The organism is Haloterrigena sp. KLK7 (assembly GCF_037914945.1).
Taxonomy (GTDB): Archaea; Halobacteriota; Halobacteria; order Halobacteriales; family Natrialbaceae; genus Haloterrigena; species Haloterrigena salinisoli.
The window spans coordinates 216,939-238,687 of record NZ_CP149787.1; the positions used below are offsets into that span (position 1 = coordinate 216,939).

At 61.1% G+C, this 21,749-nt stretch carries 18 protein-coding genes; 13 read left to right on the plus strand and 5 right to left on the minus strand.

The window, feature by feature from the left end; translation table 11 throughout:
- Window positions 1-334 precede the first annotated feature (334 nt).
- On the minus strand, window positions 335-508 hold the full coding sequence (locus WD430_RS01120) for a hypothetical protein (RefSeq protein ID WP_339104198.1): 174 nt from the start codon (window positions 506-508) through the stop codon (window positions 335-337).
- A 2,110-nt stretch (window positions 509-2,618) separates the two neighbouring features.
- Between WD430_RS01120 and WD430_RS01125 the strand changes: the two genes are divergently transcribed.
- Together WD430_RS01125 and WD430_RS01130 are read left to right on the plus strand one after the other, a co-directional pair.
- Complete coding sequence (locus tag WD430_RS01125) at window positions 2,619-2,804, plus strand: hypothetical protein (protein ID WP_339104199.1); 186 nt, start codon at window positions 2,619-2,621, stop codon at window positions 2,802-2,804.
- 101 nt (window positions 2,805-2,905) lie between these two features.
- Window positions 2,906-4,792: a hypothetical protein gene (locus WD430_RS01130; RefSeq protein WP_339104200.1), complete on the plus strand. Its 1,887-nt coding sequence runs from the start codon at window positions 2,906-2,908 to the stop codon at window positions 4,790-4,792.
- Window positions 4,793-5,022: 230 nt separating this feature from the next.
- Here WD430_RS01130 and WD430_RS01135 read toward each other — a convergent pair whose 3' ends face one another.
- Window positions 5,023-5,277, minus strand: a complete 255-nt coding sequence (locus WD430_RS01135) for a UPF0058 family protein (RefSeq protein ID WP_339104201.1) — start codon at window positions 5,275-5,277, stop codon at window positions 5,023-5,025.
- A 574-nt stretch (window positions 5,278-5,851) separates the two neighbouring features.
- Here WD430_RS01135 and WD430_RS01140 point away from each other — a divergent pair.
- Window positions 5,852-7,093 (plus strand): transposase, encoded by a 1,242-nt coding sequence (locus WD430_RS01140; RefSeq protein WP_339104202.1) that lies wholly within the window; start codon window positions 5,852-5,854, stop codon window positions 7,091-7,093.
- Between the two features lie 920 nt (window positions 7,094-8,013).
- On the opposite strand, the gene WD430_RS01145 is transcribed toward WD430_RS01140, so the two are convergent.
- Entirely contained in the window at window positions 8,014-9,585 is a 1,572-nt protein-coding gene (locus tag WD430_RS01145) for an ATP-binding protein (protein WP_339104203.1), read from the minus strand.
- A 230-nt stretch (window positions 9,586-9,815) separates the two neighbouring features.
- On the opposite strand from WD430_RS01145, the gene WD430_RS01150 reads away from it, so the two are divergent.
- The 6 genes from WD430_RS01150 (at window position 9,816) to WD430_RS01175 (ending at window position 14,449) form a co-directional block, all read left to right on the plus strand.
- A complete protein-coding gene (locus tag WD430_RS01150) occupies window positions 9,816-9,950 on the plus strand; it encodes a hypothetical protein (RefSeq protein ID WP_339104204.1) in 135 nt (44 codons plus the stop codon).
- Window positions 9,951-10,075: 125 nt separating this feature from the next.
- Window positions 10,076-11,296 (plus strand): AAA family ATPase, encoded by a 1,221-nt coding sequence (locus tag WD430_RS01155; protein WP_339104205.1) that lies wholly within the window; start codon window positions 10,076-10,078, stop codon window positions 11,294-11,296.
- Window positions 11,297-11,869: 573 nt separating this feature from the next.
- Window positions 11,870-12,040: a hypothetical protein gene (locus WD430_RS01160; protein ID WP_339104206.1), complete on the plus strand. Its 171-nt coding sequence runs from the start codon at window positions 11,870-11,872 to the stop codon at window positions 12,038-12,040.
- 428 nt (window positions 12,041-12,468) lie between these two features.
- Complete coding sequence (locus WD430_RS01165) at window positions 12,469-12,900, plus strand: VOC family protein (protein WP_339104207.1); 432 nt, start codon at window positions 12,469-12,471, stop codon at window positions 12,898-12,900.
- A 524-nt stretch (window positions 12,901-13,424) separates the two neighbouring features.
- Entirely contained in the window at window positions 13,425-14,090 is a 666-nt protein-coding gene (locus tag WD430_RS01170; protein ID WP_339104208.1) for a helix-turn-helix domain-containing protein, read from the plus strand.
- Window positions 14,091-14,146: 56 nt separating this feature from the next.
- Window positions 14,147-14,449: a HalOD1 output domain-containing protein gene (locus tag WD430_RS01175; protein ID WP_339104209.1), complete on the plus strand. Its 303-nt coding sequence runs from the start codon at window positions 14,147-14,149 to the stop codon at window positions 14,447-14,449.
- A gap of 384 nt (window positions 14,450-14,833) precedes the next feature.
- On the opposite strand, the gene WD430_RS01180 is transcribed toward WD430_RS01175, so the two are convergent.
- Window positions 14,834-15,808: a helix-hairpin-helix domain-containing protein gene (locus WD430_RS01180; protein ID WP_339104210.1), complete on the minus strand. Its 975-nt coding sequence runs from the start codon at window positions 15,806-15,808 to the stop codon at window positions 14,834-14,836.
- Between the two features lie 1,013 nt (window positions 15,809-16,821).
- On the opposite strand from WD430_RS01180, the gene WD430_RS01185 reads away from it, so the two are divergent.
- A complete protein-coding gene (locus WD430_RS01185; RefSeq protein WP_339104211.1) occupies window positions 16,822-17,145 on the plus strand; it encodes a hypothetical protein in 324 nt (107 codons plus the stop codon).
- A gap of 1,087 nt (window positions 17,146-18,232) precedes the next feature.
- On the opposite strand, the gene WD430_RS01190 is transcribed toward WD430_RS01185, so the two are convergent.
- A complete protein-coding gene (locus WD430_RS01190; RefSeq protein ID WP_339104212.1) occupies window positions 18,233-18,676 on the minus strand; it encodes a response regulator in 444 nt (147 codons plus the stop codon).
- Between the two features lie 316 nt (window positions 18,677-18,992).
- Here WD430_RS01190 and WD430_RS01195 point away from each other — a divergent pair, with 316 nt between their 5' ends.
- The 3 genes from WD430_RS01195 to WD430_RS01205 all read left to right on the plus strand — a co-directional run bounded on the left by WD430_RS01195 (window position 18,993) and on the right by WD430_RS01205 (window position 21,729).
- Window positions 18,993-19,646 (plus strand): helix-turn-helix domain-containing protein, encoded by a 654-nt coding sequence (locus WD430_RS01195; RefSeq protein WP_339104213.1) that lies wholly within the window; start codon window positions 18,993-18,995, stop codon window positions 19,644-19,646.
- 100 nt (window positions 19,647-19,746) lie between these two features.
- Window positions 19,747-20,088, plus strand: a complete 342-nt coding sequence (locus WD430_RS01200) for a HalOD1 output domain-containing protein (protein ID WP_339104214.1) — start codon at window positions 19,747-19,749, stop codon at window positions 20,086-20,088.
- Window positions 20,089-21,291: 1,203 nt separating this feature from the next.
- Window positions 21,292-21,729, plus strand: a complete 438-nt coding sequence (locus tag WD430_RS01205) for a polysaccharide pyruvyl transferase family protein (RefSeq protein ID WP_339104215.1) — start codon at window positions 21,292-21,294, stop codon at window positions 21,727-21,729.
- Window positions 21,730-21,749: the final 20 nt, after the last annotated feature.

Below are 21,749 nucleotides of genomic sequence, written 5' to 3' on the forward strand. Positions count from 1 at the left end.
CGTCACAGCGAGCACCCCTCCACGCGTCGCCCACGCCACGTGGCGGGCGACTCGCCCCGCGTCGTCGGCCAGTGGGCCGGTTGGACTGCGCCATTCGGAGCCGCCCGCCCCGAATCGAGGCTCGGTCTACTGGCGGCCTCGCCAGCCGCCACCACCGCTTCGATCGCTGCCCCACCCGAGTCCCCACCGCCCCGTCGGGCGGGGCGCTACCGTCGGCTTCGTCCGGGGGGTTCGTGATCGGTGCCTCCACTCACAGACGCTCTGTCTTCGAGCGACGGCGGACGGGCTGGAGGGTGGCTCCCAGGGATCGGAACGTGGCACCCACGGCCGGGGCCTACCCGTTCGGTGGCGCGAGTTGCGTATACAGGTCGTAGGTCTGCTCGAGTTCGGCAATCGAGTCGTTCAGGGTGAGCGGGTCGAGGAGCTGCTCGTCTATCTGCTGGACAGTCACGAGGAGCTCCCGCAGTTGGGCTGGCGTGATCTCGGTCGGACGCTGTTCGTTGCTCACTACCACGCTACTCGGTGGCATTAATCATAACGCTTGGTTGGCGCTGGTGGGGAGCGCCAGGCGTCGCGGCCGAGAGTCCAGGGGTGCGGGCTGTGGTGGTGGCGGGCCACAGTGGCACAGGCGACAGTCATGGGGCGCGTGGCGGTGGGTCACCAGTCCGGGCATGAAATCGAGTTCTCGCTTTGGACTGGAACGTCACGCCGGCCTCGGCGCCCTCCACGGGTCGGTGCGGGCGGCCACTGATCCGGCCCCACCTGCTGAAGCCCCGTGGGGCCCCACTACGACGGCTGTCAGGACTGCAGACTAGTCGCTGCTCGAGCTGGCCGTTCTCGCCGCTCGGGGCGCCCTGTCACACCGGGATCGTCACCACTCGTAGTACGCGATCTCTGTGGCCCGACAGGTCGGGCATTCCGCGGCGTCTGTCTCGAGTGTCTGGCCACAGTGGCGGCACTCGTAATGTGTGACCGTACTAGCCCCAAGGCTGGTTTTGACTGCGTCGAGCACTCCCATCCGTCTCGAGACCCGCCGACCATGATGATTAATCTTACTCTTCGATCTCGGTAGAGTGGTCGCCTCCCACCGCTCTGTCTCGGCCGCGAGGTCCTCAGCCGACGAGACGCTCCTGCCGTAGTGAGCGCATGCCTGGTGTACTTCACCCAGGTGCATAACGAGGGTCGTACTCGCTCCTGTTCCGGGTCGACCGACAGACGTGGGTACCGGCTTCGGAGCCGATCACATCACAACGCGGTGTGAGGATGGGGAGACCGTCGTCCTCGAGGCGCCCGGCGCAAGATGGGTGTTGGCAACCGTCTCTGACTCACCGTGCCCCGTCGTATGCGACTCGAGAGGGTCCAGTGGGTCCACGCTCGAGAGGCCATGTCACGCAGATGGTTTTCAGTGTCCGCATTCGGTAGGCGGGTCTGGCGGGAGATGCCACCGCACTGACGAACTCAAACGGGAAATCCGGTCTCGCAGCCAGTGCGAGACGCACAACGGCCCGAACGCGGCGCTCAGTGACGCCGGCGGCGTCTCCGCGACACCCAGTGGGCACCGAATTGACGACCTCGAAGAACGAGGGGTTATCAAGATCTACCACACGATGGTGCCGCGCGGCCCGCGTCGGCGACGCCACGCCGCGGCGGCGTGAGCCGACCACGGTCCCAGAGGCACGACACGCGGGCGCCGCCGGCGTTCGGTGGTGACTCGCGGGCTCTGTCCTGGGACTCCAGAGTGTCCCGTCTGGGAAGAGACTCACAGAGAAGTTCGTGATTTTCCTGCACTCGTAGGAGCTGTGGCGGCGGGAGACTGCGGACGGACAGCCACCGGCGGCGGCAGTCTCGGTCGTGTGTGCCTCCCGTGGCGCCCCGGTGGTCACCACGTCCTGCCATGCCAGCACGCACGAACCCGTCGTCCCGGCCGTCGAACGCTCGCGCGCCAGTCTCGAGGCAGGGGGTAGCCGGCACTCCCCGGTATGGCCGCCCCTGCGCTGCACTCGGTCGCGGGGCCATGTGTATCAACGGCGGCCGCCGACCACCACAGCGGTCGTGGGGCGGCCCGACCGCGTCGGGACTCGGCCCCCGGTCGCGACCACCACAGCCCTGCGGGAGCCGAGACCCCGGGCGGCTGAGCGCTGGCCGCACCTGGACCGGTCCAGCAGTCGTGCGGGCGAGTCTCGGCCTAGAATGCCTCGGTCATGGCGGGACGTCCGCTCCGCCAGGCCACCCGTCTCTCCCAGTCGCTCTCCAGTTCCACGTGGCGCCGAAAAGGGCAGCCGGGAAGGGGCTGTCAGAGGCACCTCCTACCCATCAGTGCCGATTTTACGCGCAACTAAAGAACTTTGGGTAGGTTTCAGAGGGTTTTCAAATTCTAGGGGAACAACGATCCGTGATAGTGGCCGTTTGGACTGATCAGCAACTACGTCTCTGGACAGACCGGTGCGGTTCTTGCCAGTTTTCACTAGTGTCCAGCGAGTCATGCTGAAGACAGGGCGCATATCGGTCACGGGGTAGGTCGAATCTTCCCATACTGAGACGAGTGGCAAATCAGAAGGTGCACTCGCCCCGGTCGCCACTGCCATTACATTTTCAGGACACAGCGGAAATGGAGAAACATGGGCGTGATGAACAAGCTCCGGCAGCTACTCGGACTCGTTGAGGGCCACGAAGAGAAGATAGCTAAGCAGATCAGTAAGCGAACTAGCGTGAGTGAGAAGCAGGCCAAAGAAGGAATCAAGAAGGTCCAAGAGGTGGTCAACGAGGACTCAAGTACCACCGTCGAAGACCAAAACCATAGCTGACGACGATGACTCCATATTTTATGTAATACCCTGTCAATTTCATATATTTTATAGCAGGTGTGTACAACCATTACATTGTTTGGTGTGGTAGAATTTGTGCCATGTCATACAGAGACATGATCGGTGACTCGGAGTGGTATCGGCGGGGGGTCATGCAGGCGGCCGGAGCAGCCACGGTACTCGGGCTCCAAACCGGCGTCGCCGGCGCACAGGAAAGCGAAACCGGCTCAAGTCAGGACGCACCAAACGCAACGGACCGCATCTCCGGGGCCGAACGGCTGTCGGTGCGAGACTTTCACAAACCGAACTACGAAATCACCCACACGCATCGTCGGAAGGAGGCGATTGAAACCCTTCTGAAGGACCCAGAGGCCAATAGTGTTGCCCGAGAGTGGATTGCCCATTTCGTCGGGTACGAACCGCTCTCGAATCACCTCGACGCGATTAGCATTCAGGGACCGACGGATTACACCGTCGAAGGCGGACTCGACCAGGGTGGCTGGGAGATCACAGCGCGGAATCGACAGACGGTATTCGGCCTCGTCGACCGGCAGCACAACGAGCTAGTCGCATTCAACATCTCCGACCCGATGGACGTGCCCTGGCAGGAGGAGTATTCACAAGAGGAGCTCCAGCGGGTACGGGTTATGCGCGAACACCCGGATGTCCAAGCCTTCGTACAGAACAGAGACACGTGGCCGGTGTTCAAGGTCGCTGAGGAGATCTTCGCCTGGAAGGACAGACCGCATGGGGAAATTTCGTCGCTGATCTTCTACGGCGTCGGTGACGACGAGGTTTCGGTCGCGATTGGCTATCTCGACGTGACCGATCCGGAAAACCCCGAGTTGGTCGATCTGCATTTCGTCGAGGACTTCGTCCGCTACCCGGTTCAGAAGATGGCCCGGCAGATCACACCGGCTGAGCAAACCGTCCTCGGGGAGGTGCCGGCCGTTCCGTTCGAGCAGCGCCCGCTCAAGACGGCCGAAAACGGGTTCCATCGCTACGATCTGATCCCGGAGCAATCGTTCGCGCAGGACAATTGGCAGATCGAGTGGGAACCGCCCGAAACAATGGGGGTGACGTTCAACGGCCAGTACAACGGGACGCCCGTGTTCCGGACGATGAACGCGATGGCGACCCCAACGGGCTATAACTTACCGCCGCGAGAGGGGCGCAACACGGTCGACTGGTTCTTCCCCGATCACGAACCCGTCTTCACCGGCCATCACCTGTACTGGGACATCCACAGTATCCCGTTCGGTGGGCCGGGCCAGCTCGGCAAGATCGACTATCCCGAACGCAGAGGGCATCCGTCCGGGTTCCAGTTCCGGACCCATTACCATACTGGGGCCCAGGGCCGAGGGAGTGTCGACTTCCACTCAGGCGCCCAGTTCGGTCCGTACAACTACAATATCTCCTACGAATTCTTCAGCGACGGCCGACTCGTCCCGATCTGGCGCCGCCATGGCCCGGGCCACGAAGTGGAGTCACTGCGAACCTATGGTGCGACGGAGAACTGGGACGGCGAAGAGAACGTGACAATGCAGTACCTCCATTACACGGCCCTCGAGGTGACTCCCGGGACGACCGAGGGCGTTGAAACCCGCATCTTCGACGGCGACCAGTGGCTCACCCCTGACCAGGAGTTCTACCTCGAGGGCGAACCCGGCCAGAAGGTACGTTTCTCGAACCCCAACGGGAGCGAACAGATCGACGTCCCGATGGATCGGAGCCTGGAACTCGTCGTCGTCCCGGTCAACGCCGACGAGATCGGGCCGGCGGACTCCCAGAAAACGCGGGTCAACGACTTAGAGACCGAACTCGAGTTCTACCATCCGGCACAGTACGTCGATGGAGACGCGATCCAAAATCAACGCGTGATCGCCTGGCTCATCATGGAAGGGACCGTGGCTGAGGTCCCCCATCCGGCTGCTGTGAGCGGCTACGTCGCGCAGGCCGAACTACAGATTTCCGGCTATGAGGACTGAATAGGCCGCCACTCTCCGTTTTCTCGAGTGTGTCACTCAGTTCAAATCCGGTTGACTGCAATACCAAGGCGCCAGCTGAGAACGCCGCTGACCAGCACCGCCGTCTGCGAGTTGCGCGCGTCAGTTATCCCAAGTATCTGACCAATCACATAAAAGAGGGAGAGAACGCACACGTGGGTCGCATTGCCGGTTTCAGTCACCACAGCAGTCACTTCTCTCAGACTCGGTTTTCAAATTTTGAGTTCATCTTCTGATACCGTCGTGTGATCGGGTGGGGGATGTCTCTGCACACAATCGATGAGATCACTCCGGAGAAGGTTCATTGCTTGCTTGTGGGCTTCTTTCCTCCGATGGAGGTGCGTGGGGCGGACCGGCTGTGAGTCGTAGGCGTCAAATGCACCAGCACGAAGCGTCTCTTCCCGATCAAGATCTCTCCGTATTTCCACCAGCAATGCATGCAGATGGATGAGTTCTTGTTGGTCCATGGTACCATATACCATGGCAGATCGTCTTAGCGCTTTTTGAGCCTACCGCTAGATGTGATGATCTGGGACACAAGTACCGCTATGATTTTAATTGGTACTAACTTTTGGTTCATTTTATGAGATTATATTCTATTCTCTGGCCTGTACTGAACGGGAACTATCTCTGTAGACTAATCAGACTTGTATTTCATCAATATGGAGCTTTTCGAGTGAACGACCAGTTTTCGCCGCTCCACACGGCTCCAATGAGCAGGACAGCCGCTCTGATCTCTGCACTCGCAGAGAAAGCGGAATCCGAGCCACTTGCAAAATAAATATACTGCCTCTCGGAAGCTACTCGTTCCTGGGTGAGCGATTCACTAGTCGTAATCTCGACTCGAGCACCGTCGGCTGCACTAGTAGTCCCCCACACTAACCCTGGTAGCAGGCGGTGTCCCGCGTTCGTTATAGAAAGTGCGAGGCGAAAACCCACGGCTTTAGCCGTGGGATGAAGCCGACAACGGGGTATCAAACCACGCTATGGTGGCAGGCCGACTCCCCCACACTTAAGAAATACCACCACTACATATAAGATATGGAAGTGCGGCGTACTGTCCCCGTTGCGCTCGACGTGGACAGCGATGACACCGCACTCCTCGAAGACACCGTCGATACCTTCCTCTGGTCGGCACAATACGTCGTTGATCACGCCTTCAACGGCGAGTACGTTACCACCAGCAAAACCACGCTCGACGACGAAACCTACGACGACGTTCGAGAAGCCACGGACGGCTTCAACGGTGGCCTCGTCCAAGCCGCTCGGAACAAGGCCGCCGAAGCCTGTAAGAGCGTCGTCTCCCGCTGGAAGAACGGGAAGAAAGCCAGCAAGCCACGGTTCACCAGTCCGCACGTCGTCTACGACAAGCGTACGGCGACGTTCCACGACGACTACGTGACCCTCGCAACCACAGACGGTCGCATCGAAGCCGACTACATCCTGCCCGACAAGGACAGTGATACACCGCACTCGGCGTACCTGTTTTCAGACGACTCTGAGGTTACGGGTGCGGAACTCCACTCCCGTGACGGCAACTGGGTGCTTCACGTCCACTGCAAGATGGAGGTGGAGTCTGACACGTCGGCACAGCCAACCACTGAGAACGGAACGGTTCTCGGGGTTGACCTCGGCGTGAACACCCTCGCCGTCACCAGTACGGGGACGTTCTGGACAGGCGACGAATTCGACCACTGGTGGCGCGAATACGAGTACCGCCGTGGCTCGCTCCAGCAATGCGGGACGCGCTGGGCACACGAGAACATCCAATCCGTCGGACGGAAAGAAGAAGGACGGTTCAGCCTGATGCTGCATCGCATCAGCAACGAGTTGGTCGCCGAAGCCCGCGAGAACGGCTGTTCGGTCATCGCGTTCGAGGACTTGACCGGCATCCGCGATCGACCTGACGCCTCGTGGGGGCACAAATGGGCGTTCGACCGCCTGTACGAGTACGTCGAATACAAGGCCGAGGAGTACGGCATCGACGTGGAGCAGGTTGACCCGGAGAACACATCACGGCGTTGCTCGCACTGCGGGTTCACCCACCCTGACAATCGTGACGGTGAGACGTTCGAGTGCCTGAAGTGTGGATACGAGAATCACGCGGACTATAACGCCGCGAAGAACATCGGCTTGCGGTATCTCCGTCGCAACCAAACTGGCGGTGACGGAGGCGCACCCTTGGGCGTGCGCTTGAACAGCGGGACGGTGAACGTGAACGGCGGCTATTCTCCTGCCTCAGCGGAGGCCAGAACGGGAGTCCACGCTGAATCCCACCGCTGAAGCGGTGGGTAGCTCAAGCTGCTTGCTCGAGTGAGTGGGCTGTGTCCGATTGAACCCAGGCACCTGGATTTTGCTGGTCGTAGACAAACGTCTCGTCCTCGGCGAGACTGAGCGCCGCATATCGGTCGGAGACTGCAGGTAACTTTTCGCGTTGCGACTGGTTGCTTGCCCGCTGCGTTCTAGATCGCTCGTCAGGAGTCTGTTCTAGTTCCGTCTGCTTCGAAGACGTCTCATGCGGTTCCATCTGTCTTTGCGGTGTGTGCCACCGGTGTGTGTCACTGACTACCGTGTGGTGTTAAGTCTTCCCTTCATCTGAGCCTAGTTGTATTAGGTAATACTAGTGGGCGACTCTGACGGAGGAACTACGGGAGAGGTGAACGACACGAGACATCCAACTGAAGAGCGGCTGCCCTCTCCCAGGCACGTCTATTCTCCATCCAGTCCTACTCCTCCGGGAACGCAGTTCCAGTAGTAGCCGTACCCGTTGTTCGAGAGGCTGATACGATACCAGATGTCTGTCGTAGCGGCGGACTGCGACCAGTGGATTGGTTGCGGACGAACAGGCCCATGCCTTTCGTGGTACCACTGGCGTCTGTCAACTGAGCATCCGCGAGTCCGTTTACGATGCTGGTAGAGACACCGCTCTCTGCCGGGAGATTGGAGAGGAACTACTCCCTGAACGATGCGAGTGAAATCACCGATGCCTTCTTTGGATAGATTTCAGAGGATTTTCAAATTCCATTGGAACAACGAACCGTGATAGTGGCCGTCCGGACTGATCAGCAACTACGTCTGTGGATAGACCGGTGAGCTTCTTGCCAGTTTTCACTAGTGTCCAGCGAGTCATGCTGAATACAGGGCGCGAATGTAGCACGAGATCCGGCTTGATTTGGAAGTGGTACTCACTCAGTACAGTGCGCTCAGTTATCAGACTCGTCTGCTACCGGCAGCGTAAAAGCAAACGTTGTTCCATCGCGAGGGTCGGACTCGACCCAGATGTCGCCGCCGTGGCGCTCGATGATGCGCTCACACAGCGCCAGCCCAATTCCCGTCCCCGCGCCTTCCTCTTGCGTGTGGAGGCTCTGGAACACCTTGAAGACACGGTCGGCGTCCGCAGGATCGATACCGACACCCTCATCGCGAACCGAGATCGTCCACTCGTCACCCGCTTGCTCGGCTGAGACGTGCACTCGTGGTGGCTCGTCGCCACTGTACTCGATAGCGTTGTCGAGCAGGTTTTGGAACACTTCCCGGAGTTGGTCGGCGTCGCCTTTGACGCGAGGAAGTGTCTCCGTGACGATCTCCGCATCCGTCTCCTCGATTTTTAACTGGAGGTCCTCGCGAACGTTTTCGAGAACGGTGTTCAACTCGACCGGCTCTAAGGGGTCCCCACGCGTTTCGACCCGCGAATACTCGAGTAATCCATCGATCATGTCGTGCATCCGGTCGGCACCATCGACCGCAAACTCGATGAACTCCCGGCCGTCCTCGTCGAGCTCGTCGGTATACCGCGACTCCAACAACTGGAGGTAACTCGTCACCATCCGCAGGGGCTCTTGGAGGTCATGCGAGGCGGCGTAGGCGAACTGCTCCAAGCGTTCATTGGACTCCTCGAGTTCCTGCTTATACACCTTGTGCTCGAGTTCATTGCTCACCCAGTTGCTGAGCAGACCAATGAACGAGACTTCCCAATCGGAGAACGCCTCGGTCCGCGCCTCCATCCCGTAGAAGCAGAACGTCCCGTACACTTCTCCATGGACGATGACCGGGGTCCCGAGATAACAGGCGATACCCCATTCGGGGTCGACCAGTTCCGGTGCCTCGGACTTTACGTCCTGTAGGACGAGCGTCTCCGCAGTCTCGACGACGCGTGAGCAGTTGGGCAGGGTCTCCAGCGGCGTCGTGTCACCCGGTTCGGGGTCCACAGCTTCCGGCGCGGCCACGTGTTCAAAGATGTATTCACCAGCATCTTCATTGACACGTGAGAGGGTCGCAAACTTGGTTCCGACTGTCGTCCGGACTACTTCAAGGAGCGAATCTATCTGCTGGGAGAACGGCTGGTCTGTGGCTGCCATTACCTCATTGGCACGTCGGAGAGCTTGCTCCCGTTTCTCGATTTCTTGCTGACGGTCATCCGGGTCAGTGATGTCGCGTACGTACACTGAAAGTCCGGTTTCAGAGGGATAGGCATGGATTTCGAACCAACCGTCCTGTGGCGGATAGTGCGTCTCAAATGTGACAGCTTCTTGGGTCTCCATCGCACGTTCATGCTCCCACTGGAACGGCGAGTCGGTCAACATGGGAAACTCCTTCCAGATAACTTCCTCACGGAGCTCCGCTTGGTCCCGCTGGAACAGGGTTTCAGCTTGGTCGTTACAATACGTGAACCGCCAGTCTTCGTCAAGCGCGAAGACAGCGTCGGTTACGCGCTCCAAGACCTCTTCTGGAGAACTGTGATCGGGGGGTTCACTCGGCATCTCCGGGTCCGTCATTAGATGCACTCAGTGCTTTGAGAGACATGGGCATTACGCAAGATCTAGTGAGCGGATGGTTCACCGGTTTCGGCGTGAAACAAACGAAGCCGTCGTGCTGCATACATTCTCTGTATTCAGCACGCCGTTTCTGGCAGCCAGCAGAGCGGTAGCTACCCGCTCTGGTACCGCCTTCGTCTCTCCTTCCCGCGGGGCACGGTCGGCTGGTTCCCACCCTGGCGTGGGCAGTGATGACGTCTGCGCCGGTTAGCGATACGGACAGCAGTCACGACAGGCGTGTCGTCGCGAGCCACCCTGCACGCGAGACGGCCGCCAGCATCACGTCTGAGACGGTGCTCCAGGACGTGCCCCTGCCGACCGTCTAGGCGTGATCGCCGCGCCGAGACTGTGTCGGGGCGACCGGCGGTGTCCCCCACCGCGACCGACGCGACCCGAATCCAGGCGACACGTTCATTGCTGGCACGTGAGTATCATGGACAATCGTGATCGCATGAGCAAGTATGACGACCTCTTCGACGCAACGGCGCCCGCCGACAGCGTCTTCGCGGACAAAGGGGCACTGGATCCACTCGCCGAACCGGAGGAAATCTACGCGCGCACCGGTCAGGAACGCGAGCTCGCGACGATTCTCAACGGCGTCCATGACGGCTATCTGCCGCCGACGGTCTCCGTGTATGGCCCACCGGGGACGGGCAAGACGCTGACGACCTGCCGCGTCTGCCGGGCGTTCGCCGCCCGCCATGACGAGGTTGCCGTGGAGTACGTCAACCTCAAGGAGTGTCGGACGCTCTTTAGCGCGGCCAACGAGATCCTCGCTGAACTCACCGGCGAGCGCAAGAAGGCCTACGCCGGCCTCGATGGCGTGTTCGCCGCCATCTGGGAGGCGCTCGCGGCCTATCCGGCGTGGACCGTGTTGCTGTTGGACGAAATCGACCACGTCCGCCACGACACGAACTACGACCCCAGCGACTTTTTCTACCGGCTGTTGCGCGGCGAGGGGAAACTCGCCCGCGACATCCAGTTGTCGGTCTGGCTGCTGAGCAACGAGCTCCTCGAGGTCGATCTCCGCCTCGATAGCCGCGTCGAGAGCGCGATGAGCGACGAGGCCGTCTTCTTCCCGCCCTATGGCAGCGAGGAGTTGACCGCGGTCCTCGCGCCCCGGTTGGAGCGGGCGTTTCGCAATGCGGCCATCCCCGCCGCTGTCCGTGACTACGGCGTCCGCGAGGCCGCCCGGCGCTGGGGTGACGCCCGGAAGGCGCTGACGCTCTTTCGCCAGGCCGGTGAGACGGCCATCGAGCGCGAGCGCGACCAGGTGACCGAGGCCTGTATCGACGCGAATCTCGAGACGACCGAGCGCGAGGCGACCATCGACAAGCTGCTCGACCTGCCGATCAATCACTTTGTGGTGTTGATGGGCGTGACGTGCTGGTCCCGCGGCTCCGAGATCGAACAGCCGGTGACGACGAACGAGATCCAGACGTTCCTGCACAACGATGAAACTCCCGCCGAACTGCGTCTTGGGGAGCGAACCATCCGTGACGTCGTCACCGATCTCGAGACGATGGGCCTCGTCGACACCTGGATCGACGCCCGCGGGGATGGGGGCCGAGTCAAACAGATCGAGACGACCTTCGATCCGCAGTGGGTCCGCGACGCGGTCAAGCCGTACGGAGCGGACGCGACGTATCTCGGGACCGTGCTCGAGGAGTAATGCAGGGCTGCTCCCCCCGAGATCCGGGCGGGCGTTCCGTTCGTTGCTGGCACACCATTCCCACGGCCGACTGCAATCGCCTGCGCACGGCCGACGGCCGCTGTGCCGACGCCGCCCGCCCGCCAGCGTCGCCGTGCCGGCGGCGCTCCACGCCCGCGAGCCAGGCGAGCCCTGGCGCCGAGCTGCACGAGCACCGCCGCCGGCGCTCTGCCGTCGCCGGTCTCGGATCGCCGGCTCTGGGGCGGCTGCTGCACCGGCGGGTGCCCCTTCGGAGTAGCGCCCGGGCCCCCGGTGGCCCCGTCTGGCAGTTGAGCAGGTCACCGGCGAGCGCCTCGGTCAGCCCGGGGCCGTCACAAGCAGCGTCAGCCACCCCCAAGCGCTCCCCGAGCGCCAGCGCGGTCCCCGCGATGAACGCCTCCCGGGCCGCTGGTAACAGGCGGCGTGCAGTGCGGCGGTGCGGGCATGCGCGGCCGTCGTGTCGACAACGGGGAGCCACTCGAGACGCTGTGAAACGGGGGCACCCCATCCGCTGCAGGCGGTCGGATTTTCCGGCTCACGGCCGTTGGATCAGCTATGGCCGGATTGATTCAGCGCACGGCACAGGCGATCGATGAGATGTGGCAGTCGATCTGGCATGAGTCGAGTCGCGCCGAGAAAATCGTGATCGCCATCCTGCTTCTGGTCACCGGATTGGCCATCCCGGTGCTCCCGATCGTCTGGCTCGCCCGGCTTCTTGCCTCCTAAGCACTGATGTGGCGCGGCGAGAGACGCGCGTGGCTGTGGCAGCTCCTCACCGACCTGCCGCATCGCAGCCCCCCGCTCCGGACGCGATGCGACGGCTGTCTGTCTCGAACTTGGCAGGTGGCGAGTCGGGGACCCACCCGACAGTGGGCACGCCACGTCTCTCACGCACGGCTCGCCCTGCCCGGCCGCGACAGCGACCGCTTCGACGCCGATGCGGTGCCCGCCGCCGCGGTCGTCGCTGGGGAGCAGCACCTCCAGCTCGGGGCGACCGCCGCGGACGAGCTCGCGGGCGGTGGACCACACGGGTGTCTGCGTGGTCGGTCAACCGGCCTGTGCCCACTCGCCGACCTGTCGTGTGCGCGAAGCGACCGCTCGCCGATCTCTCCCGGAACTGACTATTTTATACACCGGGACCGTAGCGCCAGGTGATGCGTATCAGTGCCACCCATCATGTTGGCGTCGTTGTCACGGACCTGGACGCGGCCCTCGAGTTCTATGGTGAGACGCTCGGGCTCGAGGTGGTCGACGAGTTCACGCTCGCCGGCGAGGGGATCGCGACGGCGATCGATGTCGACGGCGCGACCGGCCACTTCGCCCACTTGACGGCCGGGACCGACGGGACACGCATCGAACTCATCGAATACGAGCCGGCCGGTGCCGACGCCCACCCGACGGCGATCAACCAGCACGGCGCCATCCACATCGGGTTCGCAGTGGCGGATCTCCAGGCCTTCTACGAGGCGCTGCCCGCGGACGCCGACCCCCTCAGCAAACCCCAACAGGTCGAGCTCGGTCTCGAGATCCTGTTCTTCCGCGATCCCGACGGGAACGTCATCGAAGTCGTCGAAACCGAGGGCTGACTCGGGCGCGGCCGACGCCCTCGGGCCGGCCCCCCAGCCCGGATGTCCTGGCGTTGTGCGACCGTCGCGTTGAGACGCAGGGCCGGCGGCAGCGCCACGGTAGTGGCAGATCGGTTCGCTGTCCACTTCCGGGTCGACGCGCGTCGGCAGGACGGCCCCTCTCCTCCCGCACTTGCCTCGCTGTAGTGGCCCGCGAACCGGTGTGCCAGCGGATAGGGTCATCGGCTGCGCGTCGTCTTCCCCGGTGTGGCCGTGGACGTGGGGTTCGAGTCCCAACGGTCCTGCGCGTTGCGGTCGGTAACGCCTGTGCGGGCTTGTGCGGCGTGGACGCCCGCGAGGATGGCAGCACGCCCCCAACGAGTGTGGGCACGACCATCGGTAGCGACGCTGAACGGGACGTGCGTCTGCGACCCGATTATAGGAGACTCGGAGGCCAGTAGCCGGATCCCTATTTTCCGTCGGGTTCCCTCTCACAGACTGGCTAATCCGAACAAATAACACTGAAACCCCATGAATGTGGGCTAATGGCACTCATTGGGCGGGTAAAAATTGGACTTCTGTTCCTTCACGCGACATTCGAAGCAGTGCCCGATATCGTCCTCCAGCAAGAGGAGTTCCGCATTGTGTCAGGCGAACCCCGGCTGGCAGTCTGGGCATCGGGTGGTGATTTCGAGGCCTTCGAAGCCGCACTCGCCACTGATTCGACGGTTGCAGACGTCCAGCATCTCAGTGATCTCCACGAGAAACGATTGTATCAGATTATCTTTCCGGAGGAGCGGGCACCGGACCAACTCTACCCGATTGCGCTGGAAGAAAATATCATTCCAGTTCGGTCGACGATAACGCGTGATGGAATCCATCTCACAGCCCGTTTTCCATCCCGTGAAGCGGTGGCCACCTTCCGTGACGCCTGTCGCGAGCGCGAGATCTCGTTTACGTTACAGCAGCTCTATCGCGAAGAAGGCGCGATGAACGACGGTGGGCTTGATAACCCGTTTGGCGTGACGGACCCACAGCGCGAGGCGCTTTTGCATGCCTTAGAAGCCGGGTACTTTGCCGTCCCACGCCAGACGAAACTAGGAACGCTTGCCGAGGACCTCGGGGTGTCCTCGGCAGCCTTATCGACACGGCTTCGGCGGGGGCAGCAGAACCTGCTTCAGCAGACGCTCGCTCAGGACGCGTCTACTTAAAGCCCTAAGTAGAGTTAATCTGAGCTACTTCCCGCCGGGACAGCGAACGCACTCACATGGGACCGACTCAACAAGCGACGGACCAAACGCCAGCGATGGCCGTTATTGAGGCCGTTGCATCCGTTTCTGGACGGCGTATTCGTTCACGACGCGACACTGACGGGGCTGAACACGACGCACTGCCGCCCCTCTATGAGACGATCGATCCCGATGCCTTGAATGCGCTCTTTGACTCACCCGACGCTGCCAGCCACTCGGCAGTGACGGTCACTTTCAGGTATTGTGGCTATGACGTGATCGTTGAGGGGCCGGGGCAGGTAACAGTCACCGAGCGAGAGCGGCCCGAACGCGAGACGTGAGGTGGCTGTACACGTTATCGTCGACCCCATGTCGTGACCGCACGCTGCCGCGAGGGCGTCGGCGGTCGCCTCGAGGTTCGGTACGCGGATGACTTGGCGGCATCCGAGAACCTGCTGATGGAACACGCAGAGGATGGGTCGATGACTCGGCCCGCGGTCTCCCGAGAGAACACGACGGAGAGCGGACACCGCGAGGTGCCGCGCCTCGAGTGGGACGACCACCGTTGGCGACAACGGGGTCGCTCGACCAAAGAGGAACCCGCAAACCGGAGTACCCATGGCGATATGGGGAAATTTGCCTCCGGTGGCGCAGGCACGGCCTGAATCACCCACGCGGAGGAATCCCACCCTTTCAGGGGTGGGAGGAAGTCAAACTCGAGAGAGCTACGCCTGGGACTGTGCCGCTTGGATCCAATCGGATGCGCGATCCTCCGAGATCTCCGCGGCGGACGCCACGGTGTGTGCTTCCGTGCTCGCGAGGTCGGCAACGGTCTCGATTCCCGCGTCGGCGAGGCGCTCGGCGTAGACCTGGCCGACTCCTTCGAGGTTCTGCAGGTTCTGCTCCGCGGCGTCTGGTCCCTCTTCGCTTGCGTTTTCGATCGCGTCGGTGGTTTCGTCGACGACGTCTTCGGTCGCGTCGGCGGTTTCGTCGACGAGAACCTGCGCTTCCGCCTGGCTCGTTTCGGCGACTGCTTGGGTCTGCTGCTGGACAGTCTCGGCGACGTCTTCAGTCTGCTGCTGGACAGTCTCGGCGGTCTGTTCGGTGCGCTTGATGCCCTCGACGGTCTGCTGTTCGGTTTCCTGCTGTGCTTCGAGGAAGGACTCGGTGGATTCCGCGAGCACTACTTTCTGCTGATCGGAGAGTTCGCTGACCGCTTCGTGAATCTCCGCCTCGAACTCATCCCAGGCCTCGTCCTGGGTTCGTTCGAACTCGTCGAACTGCTGATCGACGGCCGAGCGGATGTCGAACTCGTCCTCGTCGAGCGCTGACTCCAGCGCGTCGAACTGTGCGTGCAGCATCTGCTGGAACAGGTCGGCGCTCTGCTCGAACCCCTCGTTCAGCAGCTTTTGGGTCTGGTCGGCCCCTTCCTCGAACTGATCGTCGACGGTCGATCGAACGTCGAACTGCTCCTCGTCGAGCGCCGATTCCAACGCGTCGAGCTGGGCGTCGAAGAGCTTCCGCGCGAGTTCGGTACCCTGGCGCTGTGCGCTTCGCTGCACTGCGAACCCGTTTTGCAGGAACGATTCGGCCGCATTCTCCTGGAACTGGAGCCCCTGCTCGAAGAGCTGCTGGCTCTGTTTGATCGACTGTCGTTGCAGTTCGAACGTCGCTTCGATTGGCGTGGTTGCGTTAGTCATGGGTCTGATTGGTGACAGTGACGAGGGCTTCGGATCCCTCGTTGCTGTTTCCTATCCAGACGGAACGGACCGACACGCATAAACCGTACCCTTGCATGGTTTTGAGAGACAATAGATGGTATCAGAATACATCAAATAACGATAGTTTCCACCAGTTCGATAGTCAAGAAAAGAGGATACGAGCTATCTGTAGGCTTTCTTTAGATACGATAAAACCTATGCGACGCAGACGAACGACCAAGGAAACGAGGACGAATCGGGAGGTTTGATCGATTAAGTGAGACCGGATTCAAAAGAACCAGCTATGGGCGATTCGGGAAGTTTGTTCGATCGAGCGAGAGCGAAGTACGGGCTCGGTGCGCTACTCATTGCTACGGAGGCAGTCCTATTTTTCTTCCCTGAGCCCATTACATCGACCGTAGGTCTCGCATTGATTGGTATGAGGGCGCTCATCTGGCTCGTCAGTTGGCTCCGATAGAAAAGCAGGTCTATTGATCGGCTGATTCGGTGCAAATCACTCGGAACACATGATGCTGGTTTTGTAAATAGTTGATATTAAAAGTCACCTTGGAGTGACTTTAGCTCCGGAGCGGAGCAGCGTGAGGGACGGGAGACACTGCTCGTCACGAGCATTCTCCCCCCGTCGCGCGGTGGATGCACACCGAATCGTCACCCCCCTCGTCTCGTGTGATATCCGTTTGGCCAGTTTGAGCAACTGTCATTCGATCCTGCAGAAAACGGTGGGCTGGAGGTCCTCACGCAGGGGACCACGGCCCACGACTTCTCACGGCGACCAGTACGTCCGGCTCGTCGGGACTCCACGCCTGCAGTTCGACACTCGGCACAACGGCCGGGCCCGGCCACGGGCCAGCCGGGGCTGGCTCACCGATCACCCCTCCGCTACCGGCCGCGACTCGCCGACAGCGGCAGCTGACTACCAGCTGTCTGGACCGTCTGTGTCTGCTGACAGTCCGGAGCGGATGCTTTTATTCCCGGAGGTTGAGCCTGTCGGTATGGCAGACGACGCGCACCCAACGATGCAGTCTCAGTTCACCGGCGGTCTCGACCTGTGCGGGGCGCTCGCCGCCCTCAACATTGAGTTTCTCGACGTCTCGTCCGAGCGCGCGATTGCGATCGACGGCCGCTCGATTCTCAATCTCGAGGTCGTTGACGGCCACCTGACCGACACGTGGACCGTCGAGATCGGCCTCCTCGATCAGCCGCCGACCGCGTCCGCGGCGCCACACGCCTGCCTGGAGGCGTTTGCGCACCGTCTCGAAACAGCGGCCGCGACCGAACAGCGCGGGATCGACGGGTCGGGCGCGAGTCCGTCGTGAACCGACGCACTCGCCCAGGCCAGTGTGGCCGCTGTGGCCCGGCCACGATGCCCGCTGTCCAGTCGCTGCAGTCGGTCCAGTCTCCCGTTGCGGGGCGTCTGGGCGCGGGTGCTGCCTGTCGGCGGAGGTGCGTTCCAGCACCCGCGCCGCGCGGAACGCGACCACTCGCCGGTGCCCTGGCTGCCGGGATCGGTAGCTGCCGCAGCGTTCGGTTCGCCGCCGCTTGTCGCTGCTAGCGGGTGCCACGCGTCGGCCGCGAGTGACCCGGCCACAGGCCAGGACCGAATCCGCGTCGCCTGGAGGTGTCGGCCTCTAGGTCCGACACGCGTCTCACGTCGCTGACCGACCACCTGGCAACCGGCTGCACGACTCGCGACTCCGTCCACAGCCCTCCAGCTTCTCGTGGCCCGTCACGCAGGCGTCGTGGACGGCTCTCTGCGCTGGTGAGTCGGAAGCGGCGGGTGGTCGACGACCCCTGCAGGGAGCAGGCTCACGGACACGGTAGTGTACTGGCTGGTCGTTCTGAATGCGTCCCTCTTGGCTGCCGGGCGTTCCCCTCACCGTCGAGCCCCGAGGCACTCGCCCTAGTCGTCCTGGAAAAACGGTCTGGGGGGTTTGAGCGTAGGGGTGGGGGGGAGGGGGGAGGGGAACCACTCGCGGCGTCGCCACAGAGCATGGTGTAACGCTGGGGGTGGCGCGGTGTCTCACAGGAGCTCATTCCTTCCCGTGGGCCGCGAGTGTGCATGAGAGTATCACCCGTTGGCATATAAAACTAATTTGAACTCATCGCTAGTTGTCGCGTCACTGCTGGCACTCGCGGACAGCGGACGGGGTCGTCGGCGTCCCGCTCACACTCGAGGCGTGTCTCGAGCTGGTCGCCGACGCCCATCCCCAGTCCGCGTGGGCGACCGCGCGTGAGCGCCTCGCGGGGGTGGTGGAGACGCTGCCGTGGGCCCTCGAGTGGCCGTGGCCGGGCGCCGAGTCCACCCTCGCGGACGATGCGGAACGAGAAATCCTCGCAGCTGACGCTCGCAGCCGACACGGACTGAAACCTGCCAGATTGGAGTCCCCTGTTCGCTGCGTGAGACTACGATGGGACTGGGGGTAACTCGACCGCCTGGATCCAGAACCGTTCAATCGATTGGACGAGTGAGATAAACTCAGCGGGGTCAGTCGGTTTCGTCAGGTATGCATTCGCCGCTAAGTCGTAGCTTTTGCTGATATCCCCCTCGTCTTCCGAGCTTGTGAGGACAAGAATCGGTAGATGCGAGAGGTCTGGATCATTCCTGATATGCCTGAGTACATCGTATCCATCCTTCTTTGGGAGATTCAAATCCAGCAGGATGAGTTCCGGATACGCGGATGTCCCCGTTTGCTCTTCCTGAGCCAGCACCTCCAGGGCCTCAACGCCGTCCATAGCGATCTGGAGTGCGACCTCAATATCTATCTCTTTGAACGCCTCCTCGATCAGACGGACATCGCCGGGATTGTCCTCAACAAGGAGAATCTCAATTGCGGTCGAGCTGGTCATTGGCGCATCGCCTTCCCTGTCAATCCGGGTATCTGATTCTGCACGATCTTACGCTGGCCCACCACCTGCCAATACGGCCAATCCATGTCGGTGTTGGGCCGTCTAGTCCTGTCGTGTAGGTAACGGACGGGGTTCCATGTGGTAGGGGTTTATACAACCGGCTAATAGCAGTCTGGAGAGTGTTGTCTTCGGGGAAGGGGCCTCCGGCCGGGCGTCCAGGCGATCCCCGCTCCTGTCAGAACACCTATTATCCCACAATCGATTTCATTTCCTCCCCTGATTCCTTATGCGGCGGGATCGTAGCAACCGGTATCCCATGAGTGTGGTTGCTGAATTTACCATTCCCCCAGAGGTACTTCCATTCGGCGAGACGCTTGTCACAACACCGAACACAGAAATCGAGGTCGAACGGATTGTCCCGACGCAGGAATCTGCGTTACCGTTTTTTTGGGTGTGGGGGTGTGAACCAGAGATCTTCCTGGAGGACGCTGAAACAGAACCAAACGTTTCAAACATCAATTTACTGTCGCAGGTTGAAGACGGTGCGTTGTTCCAGGCTGAATGGGCGCCGGATGCACATTTGATCAACGGAATCAGACAGCTGGATGCGACCATTATTGAAGCGGTTGGGACCGCTGACCACTGGCGGTTCGAAGTGCGGACTCAGGACCAATCGGCATTCAGTGACTTTCAGGACATCTTCGAGGAAGAGGGGGTTTCTATCGAGTTGCAGCGACTTTATGACCTTGAACAGCTCGTGGAGGGGAACTATCAGTCATTGACGCCAGAACAGCGCGAAGCGTTGATCGCAGCCTACCAGGAGGGCTATTACGACCAACCGCGCCAAACCACGCAAGAAGAACTCGGTGAGCAGTTCGAGATCTCTCATCGCGCTGTCTCGGATCGAATCCGACGTGGGACGCAGAATCTGATTGCTGAAACATTGCTGCCGTCGGCAAAACAAGAATGACGTCTCATTGCTGCTTGGCATCACTCGACGTATAAACCCGTTCCATGTGGAATCCGGTTCGTTACCCGTCAAACCGGATTAGACGAAGATGAGAACCCACATGGATCTGTACAAACCACAGGACGAGAAGCCGCTGTACGCGTTTACCTGGTCAGAGTCGGAGCAACCGAGTTCCGCTCTCGTCATCGCTCTCTCTGAAGTTAACGGGACCGATCCCATGGATCTCGAGCCGCTCTACAATGTTCTAGATCCCGATGCACTGAACAGTCTCTTCGACTCAACAGGATCTTCACGGCTTGCTGGGAGTGTCTCATTTGAGTACTGCGGGTACCAAGTCACCATTGAAGCAGATGGAGGCGGATGCATCTCTGAACTGGCTGACAGTGATACCGCCTCGCTGTCGATGCAATCGGTTGCTGGACAGCTGGAGGGGAATCTATGAAGTCGCCGTCGATCCAGTGGAACAAAGAGAGTGGTGCTGACAGCACCGGGGAAGAGAGGGCGCAGACCGTGCTCTCACAGGACACGACGATCAACTATTGTCTCCACTGTGACTGGCAGGCCCGTGCGTCAAACGGGCAGACGAAACAGGAGCGCTCGCAAGAGGCAATTGATCATCACGTAGAGACAGGCCATCCGATCGATTCAATCAGATAGAGTCCAGTTGTCCGTGAGACCGGTGCCGGATCGATAGCGGTCTGCCGTGCCTCGTTTTGCGTATCTGGTCTTCTGCCAGCTGTGGCGCTCTGGCTGGTGATCGGCCGTCCCCGGCTGCGCTTCAGGCGCTGTGAGCAATGAGGGGGGTGGTCGATGAGCCGGCGGGGAAGATCGAGAACGTGCTGTGGGCGGCGGCCGTGCGCCGTGACCGGTCCCACCGGTTCTCCCAGTGGTACGAGCGGCCGGTGCAGCAGATCGACACGCGGGCCGCGCAGTACGACTGGGAGTACTCGTTCCCTGTATCTGATGGCGGGTTCTGGCTGGGCACGGATCCTGAGGGGCATCCGGTTGGGGTGACGGACGAGCAGTTGACAGCGCACCTGCTGGCGGTGGGGCGGGCCGGTGCCGGACAGACGACGCTGTTCTCCACTCTGCTGGAGGAGTGTGTCCGCGCCGAATTGCCGTGCCTCGTCTTTGAGTTCAAGAATATCACCGGCAGTCGCCAGTGGTGTGTTACTTGTCCCCACATCACATACACAGCTGTATGGATCGCCGAAAGCGTCTGGGGCTTCGGCTGCATCGAGCGCTGCTCTACTGGGGTCTCCTCCACCATCCGGGCGGGCGCGCGCGGGCGAAAGCGCAGTATACGCCGCTGGGTGGGACCCGGACGCCTGAGGCTGACGACGTCCCTGCTCCCAGCGACCAGTCCCACCCCTCCCACTGACACGGACCGTGTGGGCCACCGGCCGCTCGCTGTAGATTCCGGCGTTAGCTCGGCGTCGGCCGTCACACGTGGGACGGCTGGTTGGATCATGATGGGCGTGCCACGCCGTGGTTCGCGGGGTGGGGCTCGTGGGCGGCAGAACACGGTTTACACCGGATCAACTTGAGGCGTGTCTAGGCGTGGTGGACGACGCCCGCGGCCAGCCTGTTTGGAGTGCCGAGTGGGAGCGTCGGCGGCCGACACGATCGCCTAGAGAAAGACGATATGTCGAACGACGCGCCGAAGCAGTACTTTGGATACACGGAATTGGAGGGTGCCGCGGAGCGCTTCATTAGAAACGCCCAGCAGATATGCGAGAGTATCGAGAACTCGGTATTCATACCGTTCACGCCAAAAGACGAGAAATTCGCGCAGAAACATCTCGATATCCCGATCTTACCGTATCAGTTCTCTGTAGAGATGACGCTCAAGAGAGTATCAAGTGTCGACCAAATGGTTGCAGCGCGGTACCACTCGCTCATTTTCGCCGCGATCTGCGGAAAGCCAATACTGCCACTTACCTATGAGCCGAAAGTAGAGCAGGTAGCGGAACGACTCAATTTATCATACTACAAACCCCATAAAGACATTGAGGTCAAATTCTCGATACCATCTAATGTCGATCAGCTTCAGAGATACACGAAAAGAGCTTCGATCTATTAATTCAGGCTATGGAGTAGATT